Genomic DNA, 21,137 nt, shown 5'->3' on the forward strand with positions numbered 1-21,137 from the left:
ACAAGGTCACCACCCCGGCCAACTGGCAGGACGGCGACGACGTGATCGTGTCGCCTGCGCTGTCCAACGAAGAGGCCGAAAAGCTGTTCCCGGCCGGCTGGAACGAGCTCAAGCCCTACCTGCGCATGACCAAGCAGCCCAACGAATAATGTGCGGAATGCGCGACTAAGCGATCGCCCGGGCACACTCAAGTGTTGTGCCCGGGTTTAAACTTGGCCGAGCTAAATCCGCACCTAATGCTACGCCTCTCTCGGCTAATGGGAACGCCATACCTTGTGCTGGTGCGTCAAGGTAAAGTACACCCTATCCGGACGTCAGGCGGCTGATCTCAAATGCGTCAGGATAGAGTCGCATTGAGCAATGATTGACGTTTGTCGTCCAGGGTCATAGAGTCCAATCTGACACATTGGCTCGGGGAAGCGATTTGAACGGCCAACGCATCGGTTATGTCCGCGTCAGTAGTGTGGGTCAGAACGTCGAGCGCCAGCTTGAGCAGGTCACAGTCGATCGCGTGTTCACCGACAAGGCGTCCGGCAAAGACACGCACCGACCCGAGTTGGAACGGCTGATCGCGTTCGTCCGCGAAGGCGATACCGTTGTGGTCCACAGCATGGATCGGCTGGCGCGCAACCTCGACGACCTACGCCGGTTGGTTTACGCGTTGACTGAGCGCGGTGTCGGCATCGAATTCGTGAAGGAGAATCTGACCTTCACTGCCGAGGCGTCGCCGATGGCCAATCTCATGCTATCGGTGATGGGCGCGTTCGCTGAATTCGAACGCGCGCTGATCCGCGAACGTCAGCTCGAAGGCATCGCGCTGGCCAAGCGACGAGGCAAGTACAAGGGGCGTAAGAAAGCCTTGTCGTCCGACCAGATCGCCGAGCTTCGACAGCGCGTGGCCGACGGCGAGCAGAAAGCGAAGCTGGCCCGCGATCTGGGTATTAGCCGCGAGACGCTGTACCAATACCTCCGAGCGGATGCCTGAACCATGCCCCGTCGCCGTCTACTGAGTGCCGCCGACCGGGATAGCCTGCTGACCTTCCCGGCGACAGACGACGAACTGATTCGACACTACACCTTCTCGGAACCCGAGCTGGCGGTCATTTCCCAACGGCGCGGTGCGCATAACCGGCTCGGTTTCGCGGTGCAGTTGTGCTATCTACGCTATCCCGGCGTTACGCTGCCGACCGATGCGCGGCCGCCGGCCGCCTTGCTAGCCCTGATCGGTCAACAGCTGAATATTGATCCGGACATCTGGCCGCAGTATGCCCAGCGGCCCGAAACCCGGCGTGAGCACTTGGTCGAATTGCAGGCTTGGTTAAACCTGTCCCCGTTCAGCGGCGCGGATTATCGGCGGCTCATGAAACCGATTGCCGAGCTGGCCCAGCAAACGGACCGGGGCATCGTGCTGGCCGAGGCGTTGGTCGAGAAGCTGCGGCAAGAGCGCATCATCCTGCCGCCGTTGGCGGTCATCGAGCGCGTATGTAGCGAAGCGCTCACACGCGGCACGCGCCTTGTCTATGAGGCGTTGACCGCGCCGTTAACCGCTAATCACCGGCATGCCTTTGCGCGGCTTTTGGCGATTCGCGCCGAGACCGCGCATAGCACGCTCGCCTGGCTACGCCAGTCGCCGGGCCCGCCGCGGCCAAAGCATATTCGGGCGCACCTCGAACGGTTGCAAACCGTTCATGATTTGGACTTGCCGACCGGTTTGGAACACGTCGTTCACCAGAACCGCCTGCTGAAATTGGCTCGCGAGGGTGGCCAAATGACGGCCCAGCACTTGCGCGACCTGGAATCGACGCGTCGTCATGCGACGCTGGCCGCGGTTCTCCTCGATACGCGTGCCACGCTGATCGACGAAATTATCGATCTGCACGATCGCTTCATGGGCTCGCTGTTCAATAAGGCCAAACGCACCCATGCCGAGCGGTTCCAGCAATCCGGAAAGGAAATCAATAGCAAGGTTCGCCTGTACTCCCGCGTCGGCCGCGCACTGCTTGAGGCCAAGCAAAACGGCGGCGATCCGTTTGCTGCAATCGAAGCGATCGTGCCGTGGGACGTATTCAGCGAAAGCATCGCTGAAGCGGAGAAGCTGGCGCAATCCGAAGACTTCGATTACCTCGCCTTGATCGGTAGCGGCTTCAATGCCCTTCGGCGCTATACACCGACGCTTCTGGAATCGTTGAAACTGAAGGCCGCACCGGCGGCACGCGAACTGCTCGCAGGTATCGAGCTGTTGAAAGACATGAACCGGCACCAAGCCCGGAAAGTACCCGACGATGCGCCGACCCGCTTCATTCGTAAGCGCTGGGCGACTTTGGTCTATACAGCCGGCGGGATTGACCGACGTTTCTATGAGTTGTGCGTGTTATCGGAACTCAAGAACGCGCTGCGTTCGGGCGACATCTGGGTGCAGAATTCGCGCCAGTTCAAGGACTTCGAGGATTACTTGCTGCCGCCAGCGCGCTTCGTCGATCAGCGCGAGCAGCAAGCGCTGGGATTGGCGATCGAAACCGATTGCGAAGGTTATCTCGAATCCCGATTGAGTGCTTTGGCACACGAGTTGGCCACCGTCGAGCGATTGGCCGCGGCCGATACGTTACCGGATGCCGGCTTCACGCCCGCGGGCCGTCTCAAGATCACACCGCTGGATAAGGCCGTGCCCGACGGCGCGGAAGCGCTGATGCAGCAGGCCTACAGTCGGCTGCCTCATCTCAAGATCACCGAACTATTGCTGGAAGTCGATGACTGGACCGGCTTTACGCAGCACTTTACCCATCTCAAAAGTGGCGCCGCCACCGGTGACCGGCAGTTGTTGTTGACCACGATCCTGGCGGACGCGATCAACCTCGGGCTGGCAAAGATGGCCGAATCCTGTCCCGATGCCACCTACGCCAAGCTAACGTGGCTGCAAGCCTGGCATATCCGCGACGAGACCTATGCAGCGGCATTATCTGAATTAACCAATGCCCAGTTTCGCCAGCCGTTCGCGGCGTACTGGGGCGACGGCACCACGTCGTCGTCGGACGGCCAGAACTTCAAGGCCGGGGGCCGGGGCCAGTTTGCCGGCCACGTGAACCTGAAGTACGGCCAGGAACCGGGCGTGCAGTTCTACACGCATATCTCCGATCAATATGCGCCGTTCCACACCAAGGTCATCAATGCCACGGTTCGCGATGCGACCCATGTCTTGGACGGACTGCTGTATCACGAATCGGATCTACGGATCGCCGAGCACTACACCGATACAGCCGGTTTTACCGATCATGTATTCGCGTTGATGCAGCTACTGGGGTATCGCTTCGCACCGCGTATTCGCGATCTGGCCGACCGGCGCCTGTATATTCCAGGTGCCGCAAGCCAATATCCGACACTCGGGGGCATGATCGGCGGGCGTATCAACGTCCGGCATATTCGAGCGCACTGGGACGAGGTTCTGCGCCTGGCAACCTCGATCAAGCAGGGCACGGTGACGGCTTCGCTGATGCTGCGCAAACTCGGCAGTTACCCGCGCCAGAACGGGTTGGCAATCGCGTTGCGTGAGCTGGGCCGCATCGAACGCACCCTGTTCGCGCTCGACTGGATGCAAAACATCGACCTGCGCCGGCGCGTACAAGTGGGCCTGAACAAGGGCGAGGCCAAGAACGCGCTGGCGCGTGCCGTCTTCTTGAACCGGCTGGGCGAGGTCCGCGACCGCAGTTACGAGAATCAGCGCTACCGCGCCAGCGGGCTAAATCTCGTGGTCAACGCCATCATCCTGTGGAACACGGTCTACATGGAGCGGGCAGTCCAAGCGCTAGCGGATTCCGGACAACCCGTCGATGTAGAACTGTTGCCTCATCTCTCGCCACTGGGCTGGGAGCACATCAATCTCACCGGCGATTATGTCTGGCAGCAGAATAAGCGGGTCGAGCGCGGCCGTTTTCGGCCGCTACGCACGCCTCGCGAGGCTTAGCGTACGATTTTTTCCGTTTCGTGAGTTGGCCCCATAGCGGGCGGAGTGCTGGTTGGCATGGGCACACGATTAGGGTCAGGCTGCACCAGCGGCCACGGCGTGTGCGGAATTGGGCGCGGTTCGACGCGATCCATTGCTGCCACCCTTGTCTTCTTTATCTGCGGCGTGGTTACAGCGGTTATCACGCGACATCTTTTTACGGGCTGAGCGGATGCAGTACGTGATCACGCTAGCGTCCGGCCTGGTCTTTGGTATCGGGCTGACGATTTCTGGAATGGTGAACCCGGAGAAAGTGCTCGCTTTTCTGGATCCCGTCGGCCGGTGGGATCCGAGCCTTGCTCTGGTCATGGCCATGGCTCTCGCCGTATTCAGCCTTACGAATGCTTTCTTGGGAAAACGGATACGCCCGCTATTCGGGTCTACATTCCACCGACCCAGCTCGCTGACTATCGATCGACGATTACTATCGGGCGCCGCCCTCTTTGGAGTTGGCTGGGGGCTAGCAGGTTATTGCCCCGGACCGGCCTTGGCAGCCTTGGTATTCAACTTTCGAGAAGCCGCTATCTTTCTCCCCGCCATATTATTGGGCGGGTGGCTAGCCGATCGGTTTCTTTCGGCAACTCGTACCTAGCCGTAGCGTGACAATAGCTCCGTAGCGTACTTAAGACGCTCGCGCGCATCGGCCGCATCAAGCTTCTGGCAAGACAGCTCTCGCTCGATTACGCAGGACAGCATGTTATAGAAGGTACGGTCGAGCGCTTTGCGGGCAGCGGTCATTTGAACCGCTACGTCCTCGCATTCGGCATCACGTTCCAGCATAGCCTGCAAGCCGCGAACTTGCCCCTCGACGCGTTTCAGACGCCGAATGAGTGCGGACTTGCTGGCTTCCCATTCCTGGTCGAAAGGAAGGATGTCGGCATTTTCGGACATTGTGTTTACTAGCTAGGAAATAAGCCTTACTAAATTATACATTGACAGCCTCCTTGGTGCGTCATATCTGAATCGAGCGTCTTCCTGCGGTCCGACTTATTCTCCGTAGCCGCCATGTAATTTAAGTCGCGATTGAATAGTGACGCTATATACCCCCTCCGGTATACTTCGATAAGCAGCTTCCTAGGTGAAAAGCATGGCTCTCGATCCGGAAATCCTGTCGCGAATACAGTTCGCGTTCGTGGTGTCGTTTCATATCCTGTTCCCGGCCTTCACCATCGGCCTGGCGAGCTGGCTGGCGATGTGCGAAGGCATGCACCTGTTCACCGGTCGCGACGTGTTTCGCCGGCTCTACCAGTTCTGGGTGAAGATCTTTGCCGTGTCGTTCGGCATGGGCGTGGTTTCCGGCATCGTGATGAGCTTTCAGTTCGGCACCAACTGGTCGGTGTTCGCCGAAGCCACCGCGCCGGTGCTGGGGCCGCTGTTCTCCTATGAAGTGCTGACGGCCTTTTTCCTGGAGGCGACCTTCCTCGGCATCATGTTGTTCGGCTGGAACAAGGTGGGCCCGAAGCTGCATTTCTTTGCCACCGCGATGGTGGCGATCGGCACCATGCTGTCGGCGTTCTGGATTCTGTCGGCCAACTCCTGGATGCATACGCCCGCCGGCTACGAGCTGCGCGACGGCGTGTTCTATCCCACCGACTGGTGGGCGATTGTGTTCAACCCGTCGTTTCCGTATCGGCTCGTGCACATGGTGCTGGCGGCGTATCTGACCACCGCCTTCGTGATTTTGGGCGTGGGCGCCTGGTACCGGCTGAAAGGCACCGCCCACGAGGCCTCGCGGGTAATGCTGATCATGGGTGTGGCGTTCGTATCCATCGTCACACCGTTGCAGATCGTCGCCGGCGATTTCCACGGCCTGAAGACGCTGGAATACCAGCCGGCCAAGATCGCGGCCATGGAAGCGCATTGGGATACCGAAGAAGGCGCCGCCCTGGCGCTGTTCGCCTGGCCGGATGCCGAGAACGAAACCAACCACTACGAGATCGCGGTGCCGAATCTCGCCAGTCTGATTCTCACCCATGAATGGAACGGCAAACTGGTCGGCCTCAAGGATTTCCCGCCAAGCGAGCGCCCGCCGGTCGCGCCGATCTTCTTTTCGTTCCGGATCATGGTGGGGCTGGGCCTGCTCATGCTGCTCGCCGGCATGCTCGGGCTGTGGCTGGCGTTTCGCGGCCGGCTGCTCGACTCGCGCGCCTATCATCGGTATCTGGTGGCGATGATTCCCTCGGGCTTCATCGCCGTATTGGCGGGCTGGATCACGACCGAGATCGGGCGCCAGCCTTATACCGTCTATGGCCTGCTGCGCACGTCGGATTCGCTCTCGCCGGTGGGCGCGCCGAGCGTGTTGGCGACGCTGATCACGTTCGTGATCGTCTACGGCATCGTCTTCGGCGCCGGGCTGTATTACATCGTGCGCGTGGTGCGTACCGGGCCTGAAAAAGCGCCTGCGCACCCGGTGCCCGACCCGTATGCGACCCCGGCCCGGCCGTTGTCGTATCCCAACGAGCCGGTGGGAGAGAAGTCATGACGTTGATCGAAATCCTGCCGCTGATCTGGTTCGGCATAATCGGCTTCGGCGTGATCATGTACGTGCTGCTGGACGGCTTCGTGCTCGGCATCGGCATCCTCTGCGGCGTGGCCTATGGCGAGGCCGAACGCGACATCATGATGAACTCGGTCGCGCCGATCTGGGACGGCAACGAAACCTGGCTGGTGCTCGGCGGCGTGGCGCTGCTGGCCGCGTTTCCGCCGGCCTATACGGTATTGTTGCCGGCGCTCTATCTGCCGCTCACCGGCATGCTGATCGCGTTGATCTTTCGCGGCGTGGCGTTCGAGTTCCGTTTCAAGGCGCGGCGCAAGCTCGGCTGGAATCTGGCGTTCAATCTCGGCTCCGTGATCGCGACGTTCTTCCAGGGCGTAACCCTCGGGGCGATCGTGCAGGGCATCGAGGCCAACGGCGCCCAGTATGTCGGCGGCGCGTTCGACTGGTTTTCGGGCTTCACGATGCTTACCGGCGCTGCACTCGTGGCCGGCTATGCACTACTGGGCGCGACCTGGGTGGTGATGAAAACCACCGGCCTGTTGCAGCGGCGCGCCTATGGCTGGTCGCGCGTACTGTTGACGGCCGTGATCGTGTTCATGGCGGTGGTGAGCATCTATGTGCCGTTCCTCGACGGCAACTATGCCGAGCGCTGGTTCGGTTTCCCGCATGCGCTGTTGCTGGTGCCGTTCCCGATCGCCGCGATCGTGGTGTCGTATTTCTTGTACTGGAGCGTGAGCCGGCGGCGGGAGTACGCGCCTTTTCTGCTTTCGTTGGCGATGTTCATCGTCGGCTATGGCGGGCTCGCGGCGAGCTTCTGGCCGCATATCATTCCGCCGCATCTGACCATATGGAACGCTGCCTCGCCGCCGGAAACACAGAGTTTTCTGCTCGTGGGCCTGGTGATCCTGTTGCCGTTCATCCTGTTCTATACGGGGTGGTCGTACTGGATATTTCGGGGCAAGGTCAGCCGTGACATGGGCTATCACTAGCTGCCGGATAAGTCGGAGTCGTCATGAATGAAACCGGACGCCGTCTGTTGTGGTTCGTGGGTATCGGCGCCGCCAGCCTGCTGGTCTGGGGCACGGCGGCCTATGTGTTCCGCGAGGTGATCTTTTTCGTGCTCGAACACTAGAACTGCTGCCAGACTAGGAGGCCCAGCCTACTATTTCATGAGACCTGATTAGGTCCGCTATTGGCCGGAAGCGGTCACCCTTTTTCGTGTCAAGCGAGCGACCACCGGGCAAACCACGAGAGCCTGCCACTTCAGTCGCCATTAGTTTCACCGAGATGGCGCAACGGCTCCATTCGACTATGGAGAATCCGAATGATGAAGATGTCTTCCGCGCGAACCCGATAAAAAATAACGTGGTGCCGATGATCGTGGCGAAGAACCCCGTCGCCGATGCTAGAGCATTCGCGGCCGACGTGCGGCGATCCACACAATAGCCGCATGACTTGGTCTAGCTGCTCTGTGTACACGTCGGCCTGCCCGGTGCCGAAGTTCAAGAGCGTATATTCGTAAATCGTCTCGAAGTCTCTCGCCGCCAGGTTCGAGAGCCTATACATCGTGATGTTGCTTCACCCGACAGGCGATATCGTGAATCGATTCTTCGCTTTCCCCGCTTTGCTCACCTGCCGCAACGGCTGCCCTTAGCGCCGCGGTCGCCTGCTCCTGTCGCTCTAGCAACCGCAAGGCGGAGCGTACGACCTCGCTGGTCGAACCATAACGGCCGGACGCCACCAATTCGCCCACAAAATCATCCATTTGCGGACCAATAGTGATACTGGTTGTTCTACCCATTACAGTACCTATTGTGTGATCTATTCACACAACTATACCAGCAAGTGCCTACCTGCCGTTACCTTCTAACCTGGCCGGCTCAAACTCCCAGTAGCTGCTGCATGCTCGCTTAACGCTGAAACAGCGCGCTACACAACATAAGTACAGTTGTGTTGTATCGAGCTAATTACCGTACGATTTAGTACGTATTACATATCGCGTATCAGCACGATTTAGTCAGTTTTATGTGCCCAAGATCGCGGCTACGCGAACCGTTCACCTCTCGTCGTCGTTTACATGGCGCGCCGTACAAGTCGATCAGTTCGAGAGTGTTGTCGTAACAGAATTCGATCCCGCGGCCGAAGCGTCCCCCTGACGCCGCGGCCCGTCGTCGCTTGAATCGCATTTTAGCTGGGCGGATTTCGAAGCCGTCCGATCATCTATCGCAATACCGCGGGTTGATATGATGGGTTTGGGCGCGGCAGTTGGGCATTCACAGGCTTCTTTCCCATTCGCGCAGAGATCGAAGAACTAGCGATCGGCGCGCTCGCGCTGCCGGGCTGTATCCGCCCCGGCTACGACCGGGTGACCCGTTGATGGCCACGACTACCGAACTGAGAGTCGTGCCACGACGCCCTGCCCGCGATCATGGCGCGTGGCGAATATCCTTCGATGGCCAAGGTGCGTGTCGAACTGCGCACCACGGATTCACAGCAGACAATACCCCGGCATATTTAAGTCCATCCGGCAGCGACTGCCTGATCAGATAAGTAGCGGATTTCCCGAGCGCCTGCCCCGAGTCGTCGCCAATGCCGCACACCGTTTCAATTAGGAAGCCCGCGGCTAAGCCAGCGCCGAACTCGAGCGACGGCATGCCACCATGCACGAGCGTAAAAAAACACTCAAACTCGATCTTGAGCAGGCGCTAGAACCAATCAGCTGCTCGACGACCAGGTTGAATACCTACAACAACGCGCCGAGGCCGTGGGTCAAAGAGTCGCTGGATGACAGCCAGCAAGCCCACAGCGAAAACGAACACGACGTCGTGAATGAACGACAAATCCGCCATCGCGGGACGAAAAACGTTGATCAGATAGTTCGAGGCGTACGGCATGAACACGACGGCACCTGGAGAAACGGCTTGTCGCCGGCCTCGAGCCACCCCTGTCCGCCATCGATGGGATCGTTCGGCACACGCGCGACAAGCTCGAGTTCGCCCTCCCACACATCGAGCACGACCAGCCGATGCGTGAGCGACGCATTCGCCAGACACATGCCGGCGTGAGCGAGCTTTTCGAAAACCGCGAGCGCGGGATGTTCCGCCGTGTAGATCACCGGATACCTACAGGCGTCCACCGTCGGCTTTAGAGTTTCAGCGCCCTTGCAGCTTAGATCCTAGGCATAGAGTTACTGTGCAGCGCGATAACGCCGCATCAAGCATCAATGCCGTACATCATTCGGCCGAGCACCTGTTCGACCCACTCGGTACCGCTTTCGGTATCGGCCAAGGTAATCGGGGCCTGGCCCTCGAATACGTGATTCGGATTGTTAAGCCAATTCATCGCGCGATCCTGATCTCCAAAGGTTTCTTCAGCGAACGCGATGATCCGGGCAACGCGCAGCACAGCCTCCGAAGCGTGCTTCGAAAGGCGTTTCGATTTGCTCTTGCCTGCTGAAATCAACGTCGTGCGGGGCACAACCTGATCGAACAGGCGCTTAGGAACACCACTGTTCTCGCGAAGATAGCGCGCGCAAGTGCCCGGTAGACCATTCCGTACAGCCTTTGTAGCTGTCGCTGGCTCTCGGAAATCAGTAGCGGCGATGTTAAGGACTTCAGCACTCCCTAAAAGGGCAACAACACGTTCGCTCGTGCCAATGTCAGCCTTTACTTTCATAGCAAACACCTCGGTATCGCCAAATCGATCGCGCCCGCGTTCGTCTATGACTGGGCGAAATGTATACGCGACCCGCTTATGTCCGCTGAGACCGTTGCGGATTCACCTCGGTGTTCAACCCAATCTCGTATGCGGTGGCCGGGGGCCGCTCCATAGGGCGATGGGAGCAGTCCTACTCGTGTAAGACAGCCGAAAATCGCGAAAAAGCACGATTTTAGTAATTATGCTCGCAGCGCGGTGAGCTTGGCCACAGTAAATTTCACGAACGTCACTACCCTTACTGTGAGTTTGAGAGCTTTGAGGATCTTACCTATTAATAGCATGCGCTCAACCCTCCCGACTTCGAAGAATGAGATCGTATTGATAGCGCTCAATCGTATCCGGGCGCCACTTTATGGCTTGAGCGAGCTATTTATAATCTGTTCGGCCAAGTCGCGCCGCCCTGTAAACGTTCGGCGCCACGTACGACACGCACTCCTGCCCGACCGCTGTCAAGAGCTCAGCCGATACGACGTGGGCACCTTTGTTTTCTCAGAGCTAAAGCCACCTGGCATGGCGCGTTGGCCGACGGCGCTGGCTCTTAAAATCGCATTGAGCTCTCGAGCCTACGGGGCATCGCCATGCGCCTAACCTCGATACCGAGATTCCTGAAGCAGTACTTCGAGCCGGGCTCGGAGCCTTGCGCGCGGACCGTGCGTAGAGGCATTGAACGCGGCGATATTCCTGGGCGAAAAGTTGGCGGCCAGTGGTTTGTCGATCTGCATCTTTTTGAATCTGGGAACGATCCACTTGTCGCGCGTGTGCTAGGCGGCGACGATATGAGACCAGGTTCATAAATAAAAAGGCATGGCTAGACCAAGAACCGCCGCCAACCGAGGGCTTCCGCAGAATCTTCATCTACACGCGCCTTCAGGTCTCTATCGGTACAAGCATCCTGTCACGGGAAAGTACCACTACCTATCGCGCGATCGCGCGGAATGCATTGCGGCCGCGAAGAAGCTCAATGCGATGCTTCTGCCTTCGAACGATCTTGTGTCGCGCGTCGTAGCGCCGAGCCTCTTATTCGACAAGCTGATCGCTCTATATAAAGAGAACGAGCTCGCGCACCGGAACCTCGCCGAGAAAACGCAGACCATCTACAACCACGCGTTGCGCCGTCTCGACGAGCAGTTCGGGCAGCGCGACGTAACCGAGCTGACTGTTCGTGATCTCGCCTCGGGGGTCGACGAACTCACCAGCGGAGGCCGGATGCGCAATCAATACCGCAGCCTGCTGATCGAGCTGTTCCAATACGCGCGAGCCGAAGGCTGGCGCGAGGACAACCCAGCGGATGCGCTGCGAATCGCCAAGACCACAAGACAGCGCGCCCGTTTCACCTGGGCGGGTTTCGTCGCCGTCTATCGCGCTGCCCCGCCCTGGCTACGCGTGGCCATGGGGATCGCGCTGTATTCGCTACAGCGTGAAGGCGATGTGCTGTCGTTCGAATATCCGCGCGATGGCGTTTGGCGGTTCGAACAAGAGAAAACCGGCACGCCGCTTGAGATCACTATCGAAGGCGGTCTGGCGCGCGCGATCGAACGAAGCCGGGACGATGTTGTGAGTCCGCTAGTTGTTCACCGCTTACCGGAGAAAGCCCGCCCGCGCCACATGCGGGCGAAGAAACGCACCCATCACACGCAGGTGCTCAAAGATCAGCTGATCCGCGAGTTCGCTAAGGTGCGGCGCGCAAGCGGGTTTTACGACGGGGTGGCGAATCCGCCGACATTCCACGAAATTCGCAGTTTAGGAGCTCACCTCATGCGCGAAGCGGGACACGATGAAACTGTTATTCAGCTACTACTCGGCCATCAGGATGTCGAACAGACCCGCGTTTATCTATCCGATCATAAACGTAGTCATGTGCGAGTCGCTGCCGCGTCGTTCTAAGCCCCTCTCACGGATGAAGCAATGCTCGTAGAACTTATAGCGCCTATAGCACTCGGCTTCCTCGGCGGTTGGCTTCGGGACGCTTGGAAGGAAAGTAGCGGGGACCGACGTGCCCACCTGTTGGTTCAGCGCGAGCAAATCGAGAAACTTGCCGACTCATTGCTGATTTTTCATGGAGTGTTTAAAGCCGAGCATCGTGCATTGAAACGCACACTCCAGCAGCTACCCGGGGCCGAAGAGCCTTCCCGAATTACTCGCGACGACGAGTTTGCTGCTGTCGAGATGCTGGTCGAACTATATTTCGATCAACCCGAACGGGCTCAGCTTGGAAAGATCTCACACGTACTATCGCTATACGACAATCAACGACAAGATCCGTTCGTACAACTCGCGTTAGACAACCACCACCGATACGACCCAGGTGCGCGAAAGCTCGTAGAGCTCGCATGCGATATGCACACGGTGGTATACGAATTCGTCGACCTACTAAAAATTCGCGCTCAAGCGCTACGAGCGGAACTGAGCGGCAGTAGTTTCGGTGTAGTTTCGGTATGGAAGCGGTATGGGAAGAAATGGGCCTTCTGGCGAAAGCCCTAACCCGCTGATACCAGAAAAGAAAGATGGTCGGGGTAGCAGGATTTGAACCTACGACCTTCTGCACCCCATGCAGACGCGCTACCAAGCTGCGCCATACCCCGAGAAGATGCGTATGTTAACAGAGATATGCCGTACGTCGAGCAATAATCGTCAAACACGGGCACATCGATTGAGTTATTCCAGGCGCTGCGCGATCGCCTCGAGTTCATGGCGAATCGAGGCCAGCGAATCGGCCGCACTGGCGACCGGCAGGGACGCCAGAACACGCCCTTTATCGCGTAGCTGAAGGCGTGCACCCTGGATCGTGAAACCCTGTTCGTAGAGCAGCATGCGGATATCACGAGCGATGATCACGTCATGCTGTTGGTAATACCGACGGTTGCCGCGACGCTTTACCGGCTTGAGCTGCGTGAACTCCTGCTCCCAGTAACGCAGCACATGCGGCTTGACCCGACACAGATCGCTGACTTCACCGATCGTGAAGTAGCGCTTGTCGGGGATTCGCGGCAGTTCTTCAGCTGTTTGCGTCAATGCTCGACTCGACGCGTGCGCGCATCTTCTGGCCCGGCTTGAAGCTCACCACACGACGGGCCGAGATCGGAATCTCCTCGCCGGTCTTGGGGTTACGCCCGGGGCGCTGGTTCTTGTCCCGGAGTTCGAAATTACCGAAACCGGACAGCTTCACGTACTCGCCGTCCTCCAGCGTCTGACGCACCTCTTCGAAGAAGCAGTCGACAAACTCCTTGGACTCGCGCTTGTTGAAACCGAGCTGGTCGAAAAGACTCTCGGTAAGATCCGCTTTGGTCAGTGCCACGCTTATTCACCCCTGATTCGCGCGTCGCAGCGTTCCTGAAGACCCGCCAGAACACGATCTATTATTCTCTCCACCCGATCGTCAGTAAGCGTGCTCGCTTTATCTTGGAAAATCAAGCCTAAAGCCACGCTCTTGAAACCAGTCTCAAGCCCCTCGCCGCGAAACACGTCAAAGACCTGTATCGAGCGTAGCTCGGGCGAGTCGACGCTTTCGATCGCATCGACGAGCGCGGCGACGGGGACGGCCTCGGCGACCACCAGCGCGAGATCGCGACGTACCGTGGGCTGCTCTGAAAGCGCCTCGAAGCGGATAACCGGTGCTTTTCTCACCGCCTCGTAATCCACTTCAAAAACATAGGGTAACGCTATGTTTTTATAGCGCTTCGAGAAGGCGGGCGACAACTGCCCCATCCAGCCCACGGCCGTTCCGTCCAGCAGAATCCGTGCAGTGCGGCCCGGGTGCAACGCCGGATGCGTGGCCGCCTCGAATGCGAGCCGTCCGGCGGTACCGGCGAACAGCGCTTCCACATCGCCTTTTACATCGAAGAAGTCGAGGGCCCGGCCGGCGCGATCCCAGTGCGTATCGTCGGCCAAGCCGCTGGCGAGCCCGGCAAGGGTATCGTACTGGCCGATGCCGTTTTCGGCCTGTTCGTTCGGGATGAAGCGTAGCCCCCGCTCGTATAAACGGATGCTGCTCTGCTGGCGCCGCGCGTTGTGATGCCAGCTCGGCAACAGACTCGCCCAGAGCGTGCGCCGCATTTCCGCAAGCTGGTCGGATATCGGATTGTCCAGCACGACAGCCGGCTCGCCGCCGGTCAGTTCGGCATGCAGACCGGCTTCAACGAAGCTGTAGGTGATCGCTTCGCTGTAGCCGCGCGCCTGCAACGCCGGTGCAACATGGCCGGCGGGATCGAAACCGCCGTCCGCGGGTACGGGCGGAAGCGCCACGCCGGGATCCCCGCTTTGCAGCCGATCGTAACCGTAGACGCGGGCGACTTCCTCGATGAGGTCGGCTTCGATCTCGAGATCGTAGCGCCAGCTCGGCGGCATGGCCGTCCACCGGTTTTCGCCGCTCGCCTGGATTTCGATGCCCAGCGCGGTCAGCGCTTTTTCGATCCAGGCCGGCTCGATCGGCTGGCCCAGCAGCCGTTCGACGTGCGCACCGTCGAGTGCGATACGTCGTTGTTCGGACCATACCGGGGTACCTTCGGCGACGCTCAACGGCCCGGCCCCGCCACCCCCATGGGTGACCAGCAGTTGTGTGGCTCGTTCGAGGGCGAGCCGGTGCAGCGCCGGGTCCACGCCCCGCTCGAAGCGGTGCAGGGAATCCGTATGAATCTTGTAACGCCGGCCCTGGCCTGCGACTGCCGCGGGGGTGAAGCAGGCGGATTCGAACACCAGGTTACGGGTGTTGGCGTCGACCGCGGTGCGCTCGCCGCCGATCATGCCCGCGATTGCGACCGGGCCGGTCTCATCGGCGATCACCAGCGTATCGGCCGACAGCGTCACCTCTTCGCCGTCGAGCGTGACGATCCGCTCGTCGGCCGTGGCCAGGCGTACATGAATCGCGCCGTCGAGTTTGTCGGCATCGAAAGCATGCATCGGCTGGCCGAACTCGAGCATGACGTAATTGCCGATATCCACCGGCAGGCTGATACGGCGTATGCCAGAGCGGCGCAGGCGTTCGGCCATCCAGACCGGCGTCGACGCCCCGGCCGACGTGTCTTCGATCGCACGCGCGGCATAGGCCACACAGCGCTCGGGCGCCTCGATACGAACCACCGGCCGGGTTTCGATCGTAGCCGTGACCGGGGCCACGTCAGGCGTCTTCAGCGCCACGTCTTCGGCGACCGCGACTTCACGCGCCACACCGCGTACGCTCAGGCAATCGCCCCGGTTGGGCGTGAGGTCGATATCGAGTATGCGATCGGGCAGGCCCAGATAATCGGCCACCGGCGTGCCGGGCTCCGCATCATCGCTTAGCGGCCACAAGCCGCTGGCATCCGTGCTCAAGCCCAGTTCGCTGGCGCTGCAGAGCATGCCGGCCGAGGCTTGGCCGCGAATTTCGGCGGCTTCGATGGTCAACCCATTCGGCAGGGTCGCCCCCACGCGGGCAACCGGCACCACGAGGCCAGCGCGGGCGTTGGGCGCACCACAGACAATCGCCAACGGTGCCGCCTCGCCTGCGTCAACACGGCACAGCTTGAGCCGATCGGCCTCGGGATGCGGCTTACACTCGAGAATGCGGCCGACCACCACGCCATCCAGCAGCGGGCCGCCGTCGAGCATATCGTCGACTTCAAGGCCCGCCATGGTGAGCTGCTGGGCCAGATCATCGATCGAAGCGCTCGTATCGACCCATTCGCGCAGCCATTGTTCGCTAATCTTCATACATCAGCCAATATCGAAAGAACGGTCGCCCCCGCCTGCAGCGGGTACGTGAGCTAGGCAAACTGCTCGAGAAAACGCAGATCGTTGTCATAGAACTGGCGCAGGTCCGTCACGCCATAGCGCAACATCGCCAGGCGCTCCACGCCCATACCCAGCGCATAGCCGGTATAGCGACGGCTGTCGATACCGGCCGCTTCGAGCACGTTGGGGTGCACCATGCCGCAGCCCAGCACCTCCATCCAGCCCGACCCCGTACCCAGGCTCCGGCCGTCGATATCGACTTCGGCCGAGGGCTCGGTGAATGGAAAGTAGGACGGGCGAAAGCGCAGCTTCAGTGAGGTCGCGAAAAACGCTTCGAGAAAGGCCTGCAATTCGGCTCGGAGCTGGGCGAAGCTCACATGCTCGGCGACATAAAGCGCTTCGACCTGGTGAAACATGGGGCTATGGGTGCGATCGGAATCGCAGCGATACACCCTGCCCGGCGCGATGATACGAATGGGCGGCTGTCGCGATTCCATGGTGCGCACCTGCACGGGCGACGTATGGGTACGCAGCAACAGCCGGGCGCCGTCGACATAGAAGGTGTCCTGCATCGCCCGCGCGGCATGATCCGGCGGCACGTTCAGGGCCTCGAAGTTGTGGTAATCGTCTTCGATTTCGGGCCCTTGCACGACCTCGAAGCCGTTATGCACGAACAGGCGTTCGATGCGTTGCCGGGTGAGCGTGATCGGATGTGCCGCACCCGGCCTGCGCCCACGCCCCGGCAGGGTCACATCGACGCTTTCCTCGGCCATGCGGCGAGCCAGCGCCTCGGCTTCGAGCGCCTGCCGACGGGCATTGATCGCCTCGGCCAGTTCATCCTTGACCCGATTGATCCGCGCGCCCTCTTCCCGGCGCTGCTCGGGCGCCAGTGCACCCAGCTGCTTGAGCTGGGCGGTTACCTGCCCTTTCTTGCCCAGCAGCGCCACGCGGTGGGCGTCGAGCGCCTGGAGGCTTTCGGCCGCCTCGATATCGGCCACGGCCTGCTCGCGCAGGCGATCGAGTTCGCTAGTCATGCGCCGCAACTCCTCGGGCTGGCGTTCGCGCGGACCGCCGGCCGATGAAATAACCGCTCACAAACACGAAAGGGAAAGGCAGACGCCTTTCCCTTTCGAAGAATGCTCGAGCGCTTGCCGGCATCGAATACGACGCCGGCCGGTCGGAAACGCCCGATTCAAGCAAATCGGGCGACACGGGTCAGGCCTGGGCGGACTTCGCCTGCTCGACGAGCGCCGCGAACGTGGCCTTGTCGCGCACCGCGAGATCCGCAAGGATCTTGCGGTCCAGCTCAACGCCGGACTTCTTCAGACCGTTCATGAGCTTGCTGTAGGAGATACCCAGCTCTTTCGCGCCCGCGCTGATGCGGGTGATCCACAGCGCGCGGAAATCGCGCTTGCGGTTGCGACGGTCACGATAGGCATACTGACCGGCCTTGAATACGGCCTGGCGGGCAACGCGATACGTGCGACTACGCGCACCGTAATAACCCTTGGCCTGCTTGAGCACTTTCTTGTGACGGGCCTTGGCCGTCACGCCGCGACTGACTCGTGCCATTTTCGCGTTTCCTGTTTATAACTGTTTGAAAACAATACGTCGCCATACAAACCGGCATGGCGACGAGCCGAACTGATATGCAATGACCGCGGCAACCATGGGCCGCGCGAAATCGCTACTTGTAGGGGATCAGGCGATCCATCGCGGGCTGATCGCAATGCGCAACCAGCGCACCCTGAGCCAGACGGCGCTTACGCTTGGGCGCCTTCTTGGTCAGGATATGGTTGTCGAAAGCACGACGGCGACGGAGCTTGCCGCTGCCGGTACGCTTGAAACGCTTTGCGGCACCGCGGTTCGTCTTGAGCTTGGGCATAACTTCTCTCTAAATCGACATGTCCCCGAAAAAAACGGGGGCTGGTTACTTCTTGCTGTTCTTGGGCACGCCCTTGAGCGGCGCCATGACCATGGTCATGAGGCGACCCTGCATTTCCGGATGCTGCTCGACGCCAGCCATTTCCTCAAGATCGTCGCGAACCCGGTTCATCAGCTCCATGCCGAGCTCCTGATGCGCCATTTCGCGGCCGCGGAACCGCAGCGTGATCTTGATCTTGTCGCCGTCCTCCAGAAACTCCTTGAGCTTACGCAGCTTGATGTTGTAGTCGCCCTTGTCCGTACCCGGGCGGAACTTCACTTCCTTGAGCTGCGTCTGCTTCTGTTTCTGCTTACCGGCCTGCTGGGTCTTCTTTTTCTCGAAGATGTGCTTGCCGTAGTCCATGATCCGCGTGACCGGCGGATTGGCGTTCGGCGAGACCTCGACCAGGTCGAGCGAGTACTCGCCTGCTTTTTCAAGCGCATCCTCGATTCGCATGATGCCGACTTGTTCCCCGTCGGGGTCGATCACGCGGACTTCCCGCGCGGTTATCGCATCGTTGCGACGATCCTTTTGTCCAGAAGCGATTTCAGCGTCCTCCTTGCATTACCGGCATATCCGTACAGCTTGATGCACGCACGAATTGCGCGAAGCGCGCGAGTATACCAGATGATCGCGCGCGCACCAGCCTTTGCAGCTAATTTCTCGCCTCGATCCGCTCGTTGGCCATCTCGATGAACGCTTCCACGCTCATCGTGCCGAGGTCCTCGCCTTCCCGTGTCCTCACGGCCACGGCGTTCGACTCGACCTCGCGATCGCCCACCACCAGCAGGTAAGGCACGCGCTGCATCGTATGTTCTCGAATCTTGTAGCCGATCTTTTCGTTGCGCAAGTCCGTATCGACCCGCAGCCCCGCGTCCCGCAGGGTGTTGGCGGTCGTGTTCACGAAATCGGACTGGGCATCGGTGATGTTGAGCAGCACGGCCTGCGAAGGCGACAGCCATAGCGGCATTGACCCGGCATAGTGCTCGATCAGAATGCCGATGAAGCGTTCCAGCGAACCGAGAATGGCGCGATGGATCATCACCGGCACCTGACGATCGCCGTTTTCATCCACGTATTCGGCGCCGAGACGGTCGGGCATCGAGAAATCGAGCTGGACGGTGCCCAGCTGCCAGACGCGATTCAGACAATCGCGCAGAGAGAACTCGATCTTGGGCCCGTAGAAGGCGCCCTCGCCCGGCTGCAGTTCGAAACCCAGCCCCTTGTCTTCCAGACACTGCTGGAGTGCCGCTTCGGACTTGTCCCAGACCGCGTCGGAGCCGACCCGCTTTTCGGGCCGGGTCGACAGCTTGATCAGCACATCGTCGAAGCCGAAGTCACGATAGACCGTGTAAAGCAGGTCGATGAAGGCACCGACCTCTTCGCCGATCTGGGCCTCGGTGCAGAAGATATGCGCGTCGTCCTGGGTAAAGCCGCGCACGCGCATCAGTCCGTGCAGCGTGCCCGAGGCCTCGTTGCGGTGGCAGGAACCGAACTCGGCGAGGCGCAGGGGCAAGTCGCGATAGCTCTTGAGCCCGCGGTTGTAGATCTGCACATGCGCCGGACAGTTCATCGGCTTGACCGCGAACTGGCGCTCTTCGGAGCCGGTGATGAACATGTTGTCCATGAACTTGTCGGCGTGGCCCGATTTTTCCCACAGCGACAGGTCGATCAGCGACGGCGTATGCACCTCGCGATAACCCTGGCGCTTGAGACGCGCGCGGATGTAATCAGTGATCTGCAGATAGATCTGCCAGCCGCGGTCATGCCAGAACACCATGCCCGGCGCTTCTTCCTGAATATGGAAAAGATCCTGGCGCCGACCGATCAGGCGATGATCCCGCTTCTTGGCTTCTTCTATATGGGCCAGATAAGCTTTGAGGTCTTTCTGGTTCGCCCAGGCGGTGCCGTAGATACGGGTCAGCATCTCGTTGTCGGCATCGCCGCGCCAGTAGGCGCCGGCGAGGCTGGTCAGCTTGAAGGCACGCAGGTGGCGCGAGTTCGGCACATGGGGGCCGATACACATGTCCGTGTAGTCTTCGTGGTGATACAGGGCGATGGTCTCGCCCTCGGGGATACCCCGCACGATTTCTTGCTTGTAGGGCTCGTTCCGGGCCTCGAAGGTGGCCAGCGCCTTTTCACGGGAGACCACCTCGCGAATCACCTCGTGATCGCGCTCGGCCAGTTCGTGCATGCGCGTTTCGATCTTGTCCAGATCTTCGGGGGTGAGCGTGCGATCGATGGCGATATCGTAATAAAAGCCCTCGTCAATGATCGGCCCGATGGCCATCTGCACGTTGGGATAGATCGTCTTGAGCGCCTGCCCGAGCAGATGCGCACAGGAGTGGCGGATGATATCCAGCCCCTCGGGGTCGCGCGCCGTAATCAGCGCGACTTCGGCGTCGTGATCGATCTCGACACAGGCATCGGCAAGACGCCCGTCGATACGGGCCGCGAGCGTGGCTTTTGCCAGCCCCGCGCCGATTGACTCGGCCACCTGCATGCCGGTCACCGGATGGTCGAACTGCTTGACGGAACCGTCGGGAAGAGTAATAGCGGGCATGGCATTCCTTTTGTCAGTGGCGGCCCATACCAGAGGCCGCGTGCATGTCATTCGCCGCCTGGCGAATGCCTCAAACAAAAAAGCCGCGGGCGGGAGAACCCGGCTGCGGCTTTCTCGATCATTCTGGCAGGCGCGAGTGGATTCGATAACCTCGCAAAGCGAGGGAACGCGACCGAAGGGAGTCCGAAGGATCGGCTTCGCCGAGAAGCCGACAACCCCGACCCGCAGGGTCGGTGGTGAGAATCCCGTCGATCGCCGTGATATCGAAACCACGGCACGACAACCAGAGATAAACAAACTGGTAGGCGCGAGTGGATTCGATAACCTCGCGAAGCGAGGGAACGCGACCAAAGGGAGTCCGAAGGATCGGCTTCGCCGAGAAGCCGACAACCCCGACCCGCAGGGTCGGTGGTGAGAATCCCGTCGATCGCCGTGATATCGAAACCACGGCACGACAACCAGAGATAAACAAACTGGTAGGCGCGAGTGGATTCGATAACCTCGCGAAGCGAGGGAACGCGACCAAAGGGAGTCCGAAGGATCGGCTTCGCCGAGAAGCCGACAACCCCGACCCGCAGGGTCGGTGGTGAGAATCCCGTCAATCGCCGCGATATCGAAACCACGGCACGACAGCCAGAGACAAACAAACTGGTAGGCGCGAGTGGATTCGAACCACCGACCTCTACCATGTCAAGGTAGCGCTCTAACCAACTGAGCTACGCGCCTGTCGAGG

At 60.1% G+C, this 21,137-nt stretch carries 20 protein-coding genes, 2 tRNA genes and 2 pseudogenes; 9 read left to right on the forward strand and 15 right to left on the reverse strand.

From position 1 onward, the window contains the following. From ABNU97_RS10240 to ABNU97_RS10260, 5 genes and pseudogenes are all read left to right on the forward strand, one after another. Window positions 1-149, forward strand: a pseudogene (locus tag ABNU97_RS10240) (peroxidase); the annotation flags it as partial. A 275-nt stretch (window positions 150-424) separates the two neighbouring features. Next, complete coding sequence (locus ABNU97_RS10245; protein WP_348766634.1) at window positions 425-985, forward strand: recombinase family protein; 561 nt, start codon at window positions 425-427, stop codon at window positions 983-985. Between the two features lie 3 nt (window positions 986-988). After that, window positions 989-3,958: a Tn3 family transposase gene (locus ABNU97_RS10250; RefSeq protein ID WP_348766635.1), complete on the forward strand. Its 2,970-nt coding sequence runs from the start codon at window positions 989-991 to the stop codon at window positions 3,956-3,958. Window positions 3,959-3,997: 39 nt separating this feature from the next. Further along, window positions 3,998-4,165: pseudogene (locus tag ABNU97_RS10255) on the forward strand (YeeE/YedE family protein); the annotation flags it as partial. Window positions 4,166-4,169: 4 nt separating this feature from the next. Beyond that, a complete protein-coding gene (locus ABNU97_RS10260; protein WP_348523053.1) occupies window positions 4,170-4,589 on the forward strand; it encodes a DUF6691 family protein in 420 nt (139 codons plus the stop codon). Here the strand turns inward: ABNU97_RS10260 and ABNU97_RS10265 are convergent. Further along, a complete protein-coding gene (locus ABNU97_RS10265) occupies window positions 4,586-4,888 on the reverse strand; it encodes a metal-sensing transcriptional repressor (RefSeq protein ID WP_209065014.1) in 303 nt (100 codons plus the stop codon). The two genes, ABNU97_RS10260 and ABNU97_RS10265, sit on opposite strands and share 4 nt — an antisense overlap. Window positions 4,889-5,075: 187 nt before the next feature. On the opposite strand from ABNU97_RS10265, the gene ABNU97_RS10270 reads away from it, so the two are divergent. Both ABNU97_RS10270 and cydB read left to right on the forward strand, forming a co-directional pair. Next, on the forward strand, window positions 5,076-6,479 hold the full coding sequence (locus ABNU97_RS10270) for a cytochrome ubiquinol oxidase subunit I (protein WP_348766636.1): 1,404 nt from the start codon (window positions 5,076-5,078) through the stop codon (window positions 6,477-6,479). Next, complete coding sequence (gene cydB, locus ABNU97_RS10275) at window positions 6,476-7,483, forward strand: cytochrome d ubiquinol oxidase subunit II (protein ID WP_280637646.1); 1,008 nt, start codon at window positions 6,476-6,478, stop codon at window positions 7,481-7,483. The genes ABNU97_RS10270 and cydB overlap by 4 nt, the downstream gene beginning before the upstream one ends. Before the next feature lie 274 nt (window positions 7,484-7,757). Here the strand turns inward: cydB and ABNU97_RS10280 are convergent, their stop codons facing one another. From ABNU97_RS10280 to ABNU97_RS10295, 4 genes are all read right to left on the reverse strand, one after another. Continuing rightward, window positions 7,758-8,060, reverse strand: a complete 303-nt coding sequence (locus ABNU97_RS10280; protein ID WP_209065016.1) for a type II toxin-antitoxin system RelE/ParE family toxin — start codon at window positions 8,058-8,060, stop codon at window positions 7,758-7,760. Further along, entirely contained in the window at window positions 8,053-8,295 is a 243-nt protein-coding gene (locus ABNU97_RS10285) for a type II toxin-antitoxin system ParD family antitoxin (RefSeq protein WP_209065018.1), read from the reverse strand. The genes ABNU97_RS10280 and ABNU97_RS10285 overlap by 8 nt, the downstream gene beginning before the upstream one ends. A gap of 1,068 nt (window positions 8,296-9,363) precedes the next feature. Then, window positions 9,364-9,630, reverse strand: coding sequence for a hypothetical protein (locus tag ABNU97_RS10290; RefSeq protein ID WP_348766637.1), 267 nt, complete (start codon window positions 9,628-9,630; stop codon window positions 9,364-9,366). A gap of 77 nt (window positions 9,631-9,707) precedes the next feature. Then, window positions 9,708-10,169, reverse strand: a complete 462-nt coding sequence (locus ABNU97_RS10295) for an MbcA/ParS/Xre antitoxin family protein (protein WP_209063778.1) — start codon at window positions 10,167-10,169, stop codon at window positions 9,708-9,710. A gap of 846 nt (window positions 10,170-11,015) precedes the next feature. Here ABNU97_RS10295 and ABNU97_RS10300 point away from each other — a divergent pair. Next, entirely contained in the window at window positions 11,016-12,095 is a 1,080-nt protein-coding gene (locus ABNU97_RS10300) for a phage integrase Arm DNA-binding domain-containing protein (protein ID WP_209063780.1), read from the forward strand. A gap of 21 nt (window positions 12,096-12,116) precedes the next feature. Then, a complete protein-coding gene (locus ABNU97_RS10305) occupies window positions 12,117-12,692 on the forward strand; it encodes a hypothetical protein (RefSeq protein WP_209063782.1) in 576 nt (191 codons plus the stop codon). Window positions 12,693-12,716: 24 nt separating this feature from the next. Here ABNU97_RS10305 and ABNU97_RS10310 read toward each other — a convergent pair. The 10 genes from ABNU97_RS10310 to ABNU97_RS10355 form a co-directional block, all read right to left on the reverse strand. After that, window positions 12,717-12,793 (reverse strand) — tRNA-Pro (locus tag ABNU97_RS10310). A 73-nt stretch (window positions 12,794-12,866) separates the two neighbouring features. After that, a complete protein-coding gene (locus tag ABNU97_RS10315; protein ID WP_348766638.1) occupies window positions 12,867-13,223 on the reverse strand; it encodes a MerR family transcriptional regulator in 357 nt (118 codons plus the stop codon). Then, window positions 13,207-13,506, reverse strand: coding sequence for an integration host factor subunit alpha (locus ABNU97_RS10320; RefSeq protein ID WP_293623629.1), 300 nt, complete (start codon window positions 13,504-13,506; stop codon window positions 13,207-13,209). Before ABNU97_RS10320 ends, ABNU97_RS10315 begins: the two co-directional genes overlap by 17 nt. A 2-nt stretch (window positions 13,507-13,508) precedes the next feature. Next, the gene (pheT, locus tag ABNU97_RS10325; RefSeq protein ID WP_348766639.1) at window positions 13,509-15,896 is read right to left on the reverse strand and encodes a phenylalanine--tRNA ligase subunit beta; all 2,388 of its coding nucleotides are present in this window, start codon (window positions 15,894-15,896) and stop codon (window positions 13,509-13,511) included. Window positions 15,897-15,949: 53 nt separating this feature from the next. Further along, window positions 15,950-16,951, reverse strand: coding sequence for a phenylalanine--tRNA ligase subunit alpha (pheS, locus tag ABNU97_RS10330; protein ID WP_348766640.1), 1,002 nt, complete (start codon window positions 16,949-16,951; stop codon window positions 15,950-15,952). 181 nt (window positions 16,952-17,132) lie between these two features. After that, on the reverse strand, window positions 17,133-17,489 hold the full coding sequence (gene rplT / locus ABNU97_RS10335) for a 50S ribosomal protein L20 (RefSeq protein ID WP_293623632.1): 357 nt from the start codon (window positions 17,487-17,489) through the stop codon (window positions 17,133-17,135). Between the two features lie 115 nt (window positions 17,490-17,604). After that, window positions 17,605-17,802: a 50S ribosomal protein L35 gene (gene rpmI, locus ABNU97_RS10340; protein WP_293623633.1), complete on the reverse strand. Its 198-nt coding sequence runs from the start codon at window positions 17,800-17,802 to the stop codon at window positions 17,605-17,607. Window positions 17,803-17,847: 45 nt separating this feature from the next. After that, window positions 17,848-18,387 (reverse strand): translation initiation factor IF-3, encoded by a 540-nt coding sequence (gene infC / locus ABNU97_RS10345; protein ID WP_293623686.1) that lies wholly within the window; start codon window positions 18,385-18,387, stop codon window positions 17,848-17,850. A gap of 109 nt (window positions 18,388-18,496) precedes the next feature. Then, window positions 18,497-20,404: a threonine--tRNA ligase gene (gene thrS, locus ABNU97_RS10350; protein ID WP_348766641.1), complete on the reverse strand. Its 1,908-nt coding sequence runs from the start codon at window positions 20,402-20,404 to the stop codon at window positions 18,497-18,499. A gap of 649 nt (window positions 20,405-21,053) precedes the next feature. Continuing rightward, window positions 21,054-21,130 (reverse strand) — tRNA-Val (locus ABNU97_RS10355). Between the last annotated feature and the right edge of the window lie 7 nt (window positions 21,131-21,137).

The sequence above is a fragment of the uncultured Salinisphaera sp. genome (genome assembly GCF_964012375.1).
Taxonomy (GTDB): Bacteria; Pseudomonadota; Gammaproteobacteria; order Nevskiales; family Salinisphaeraceae; genus Salinisphaera.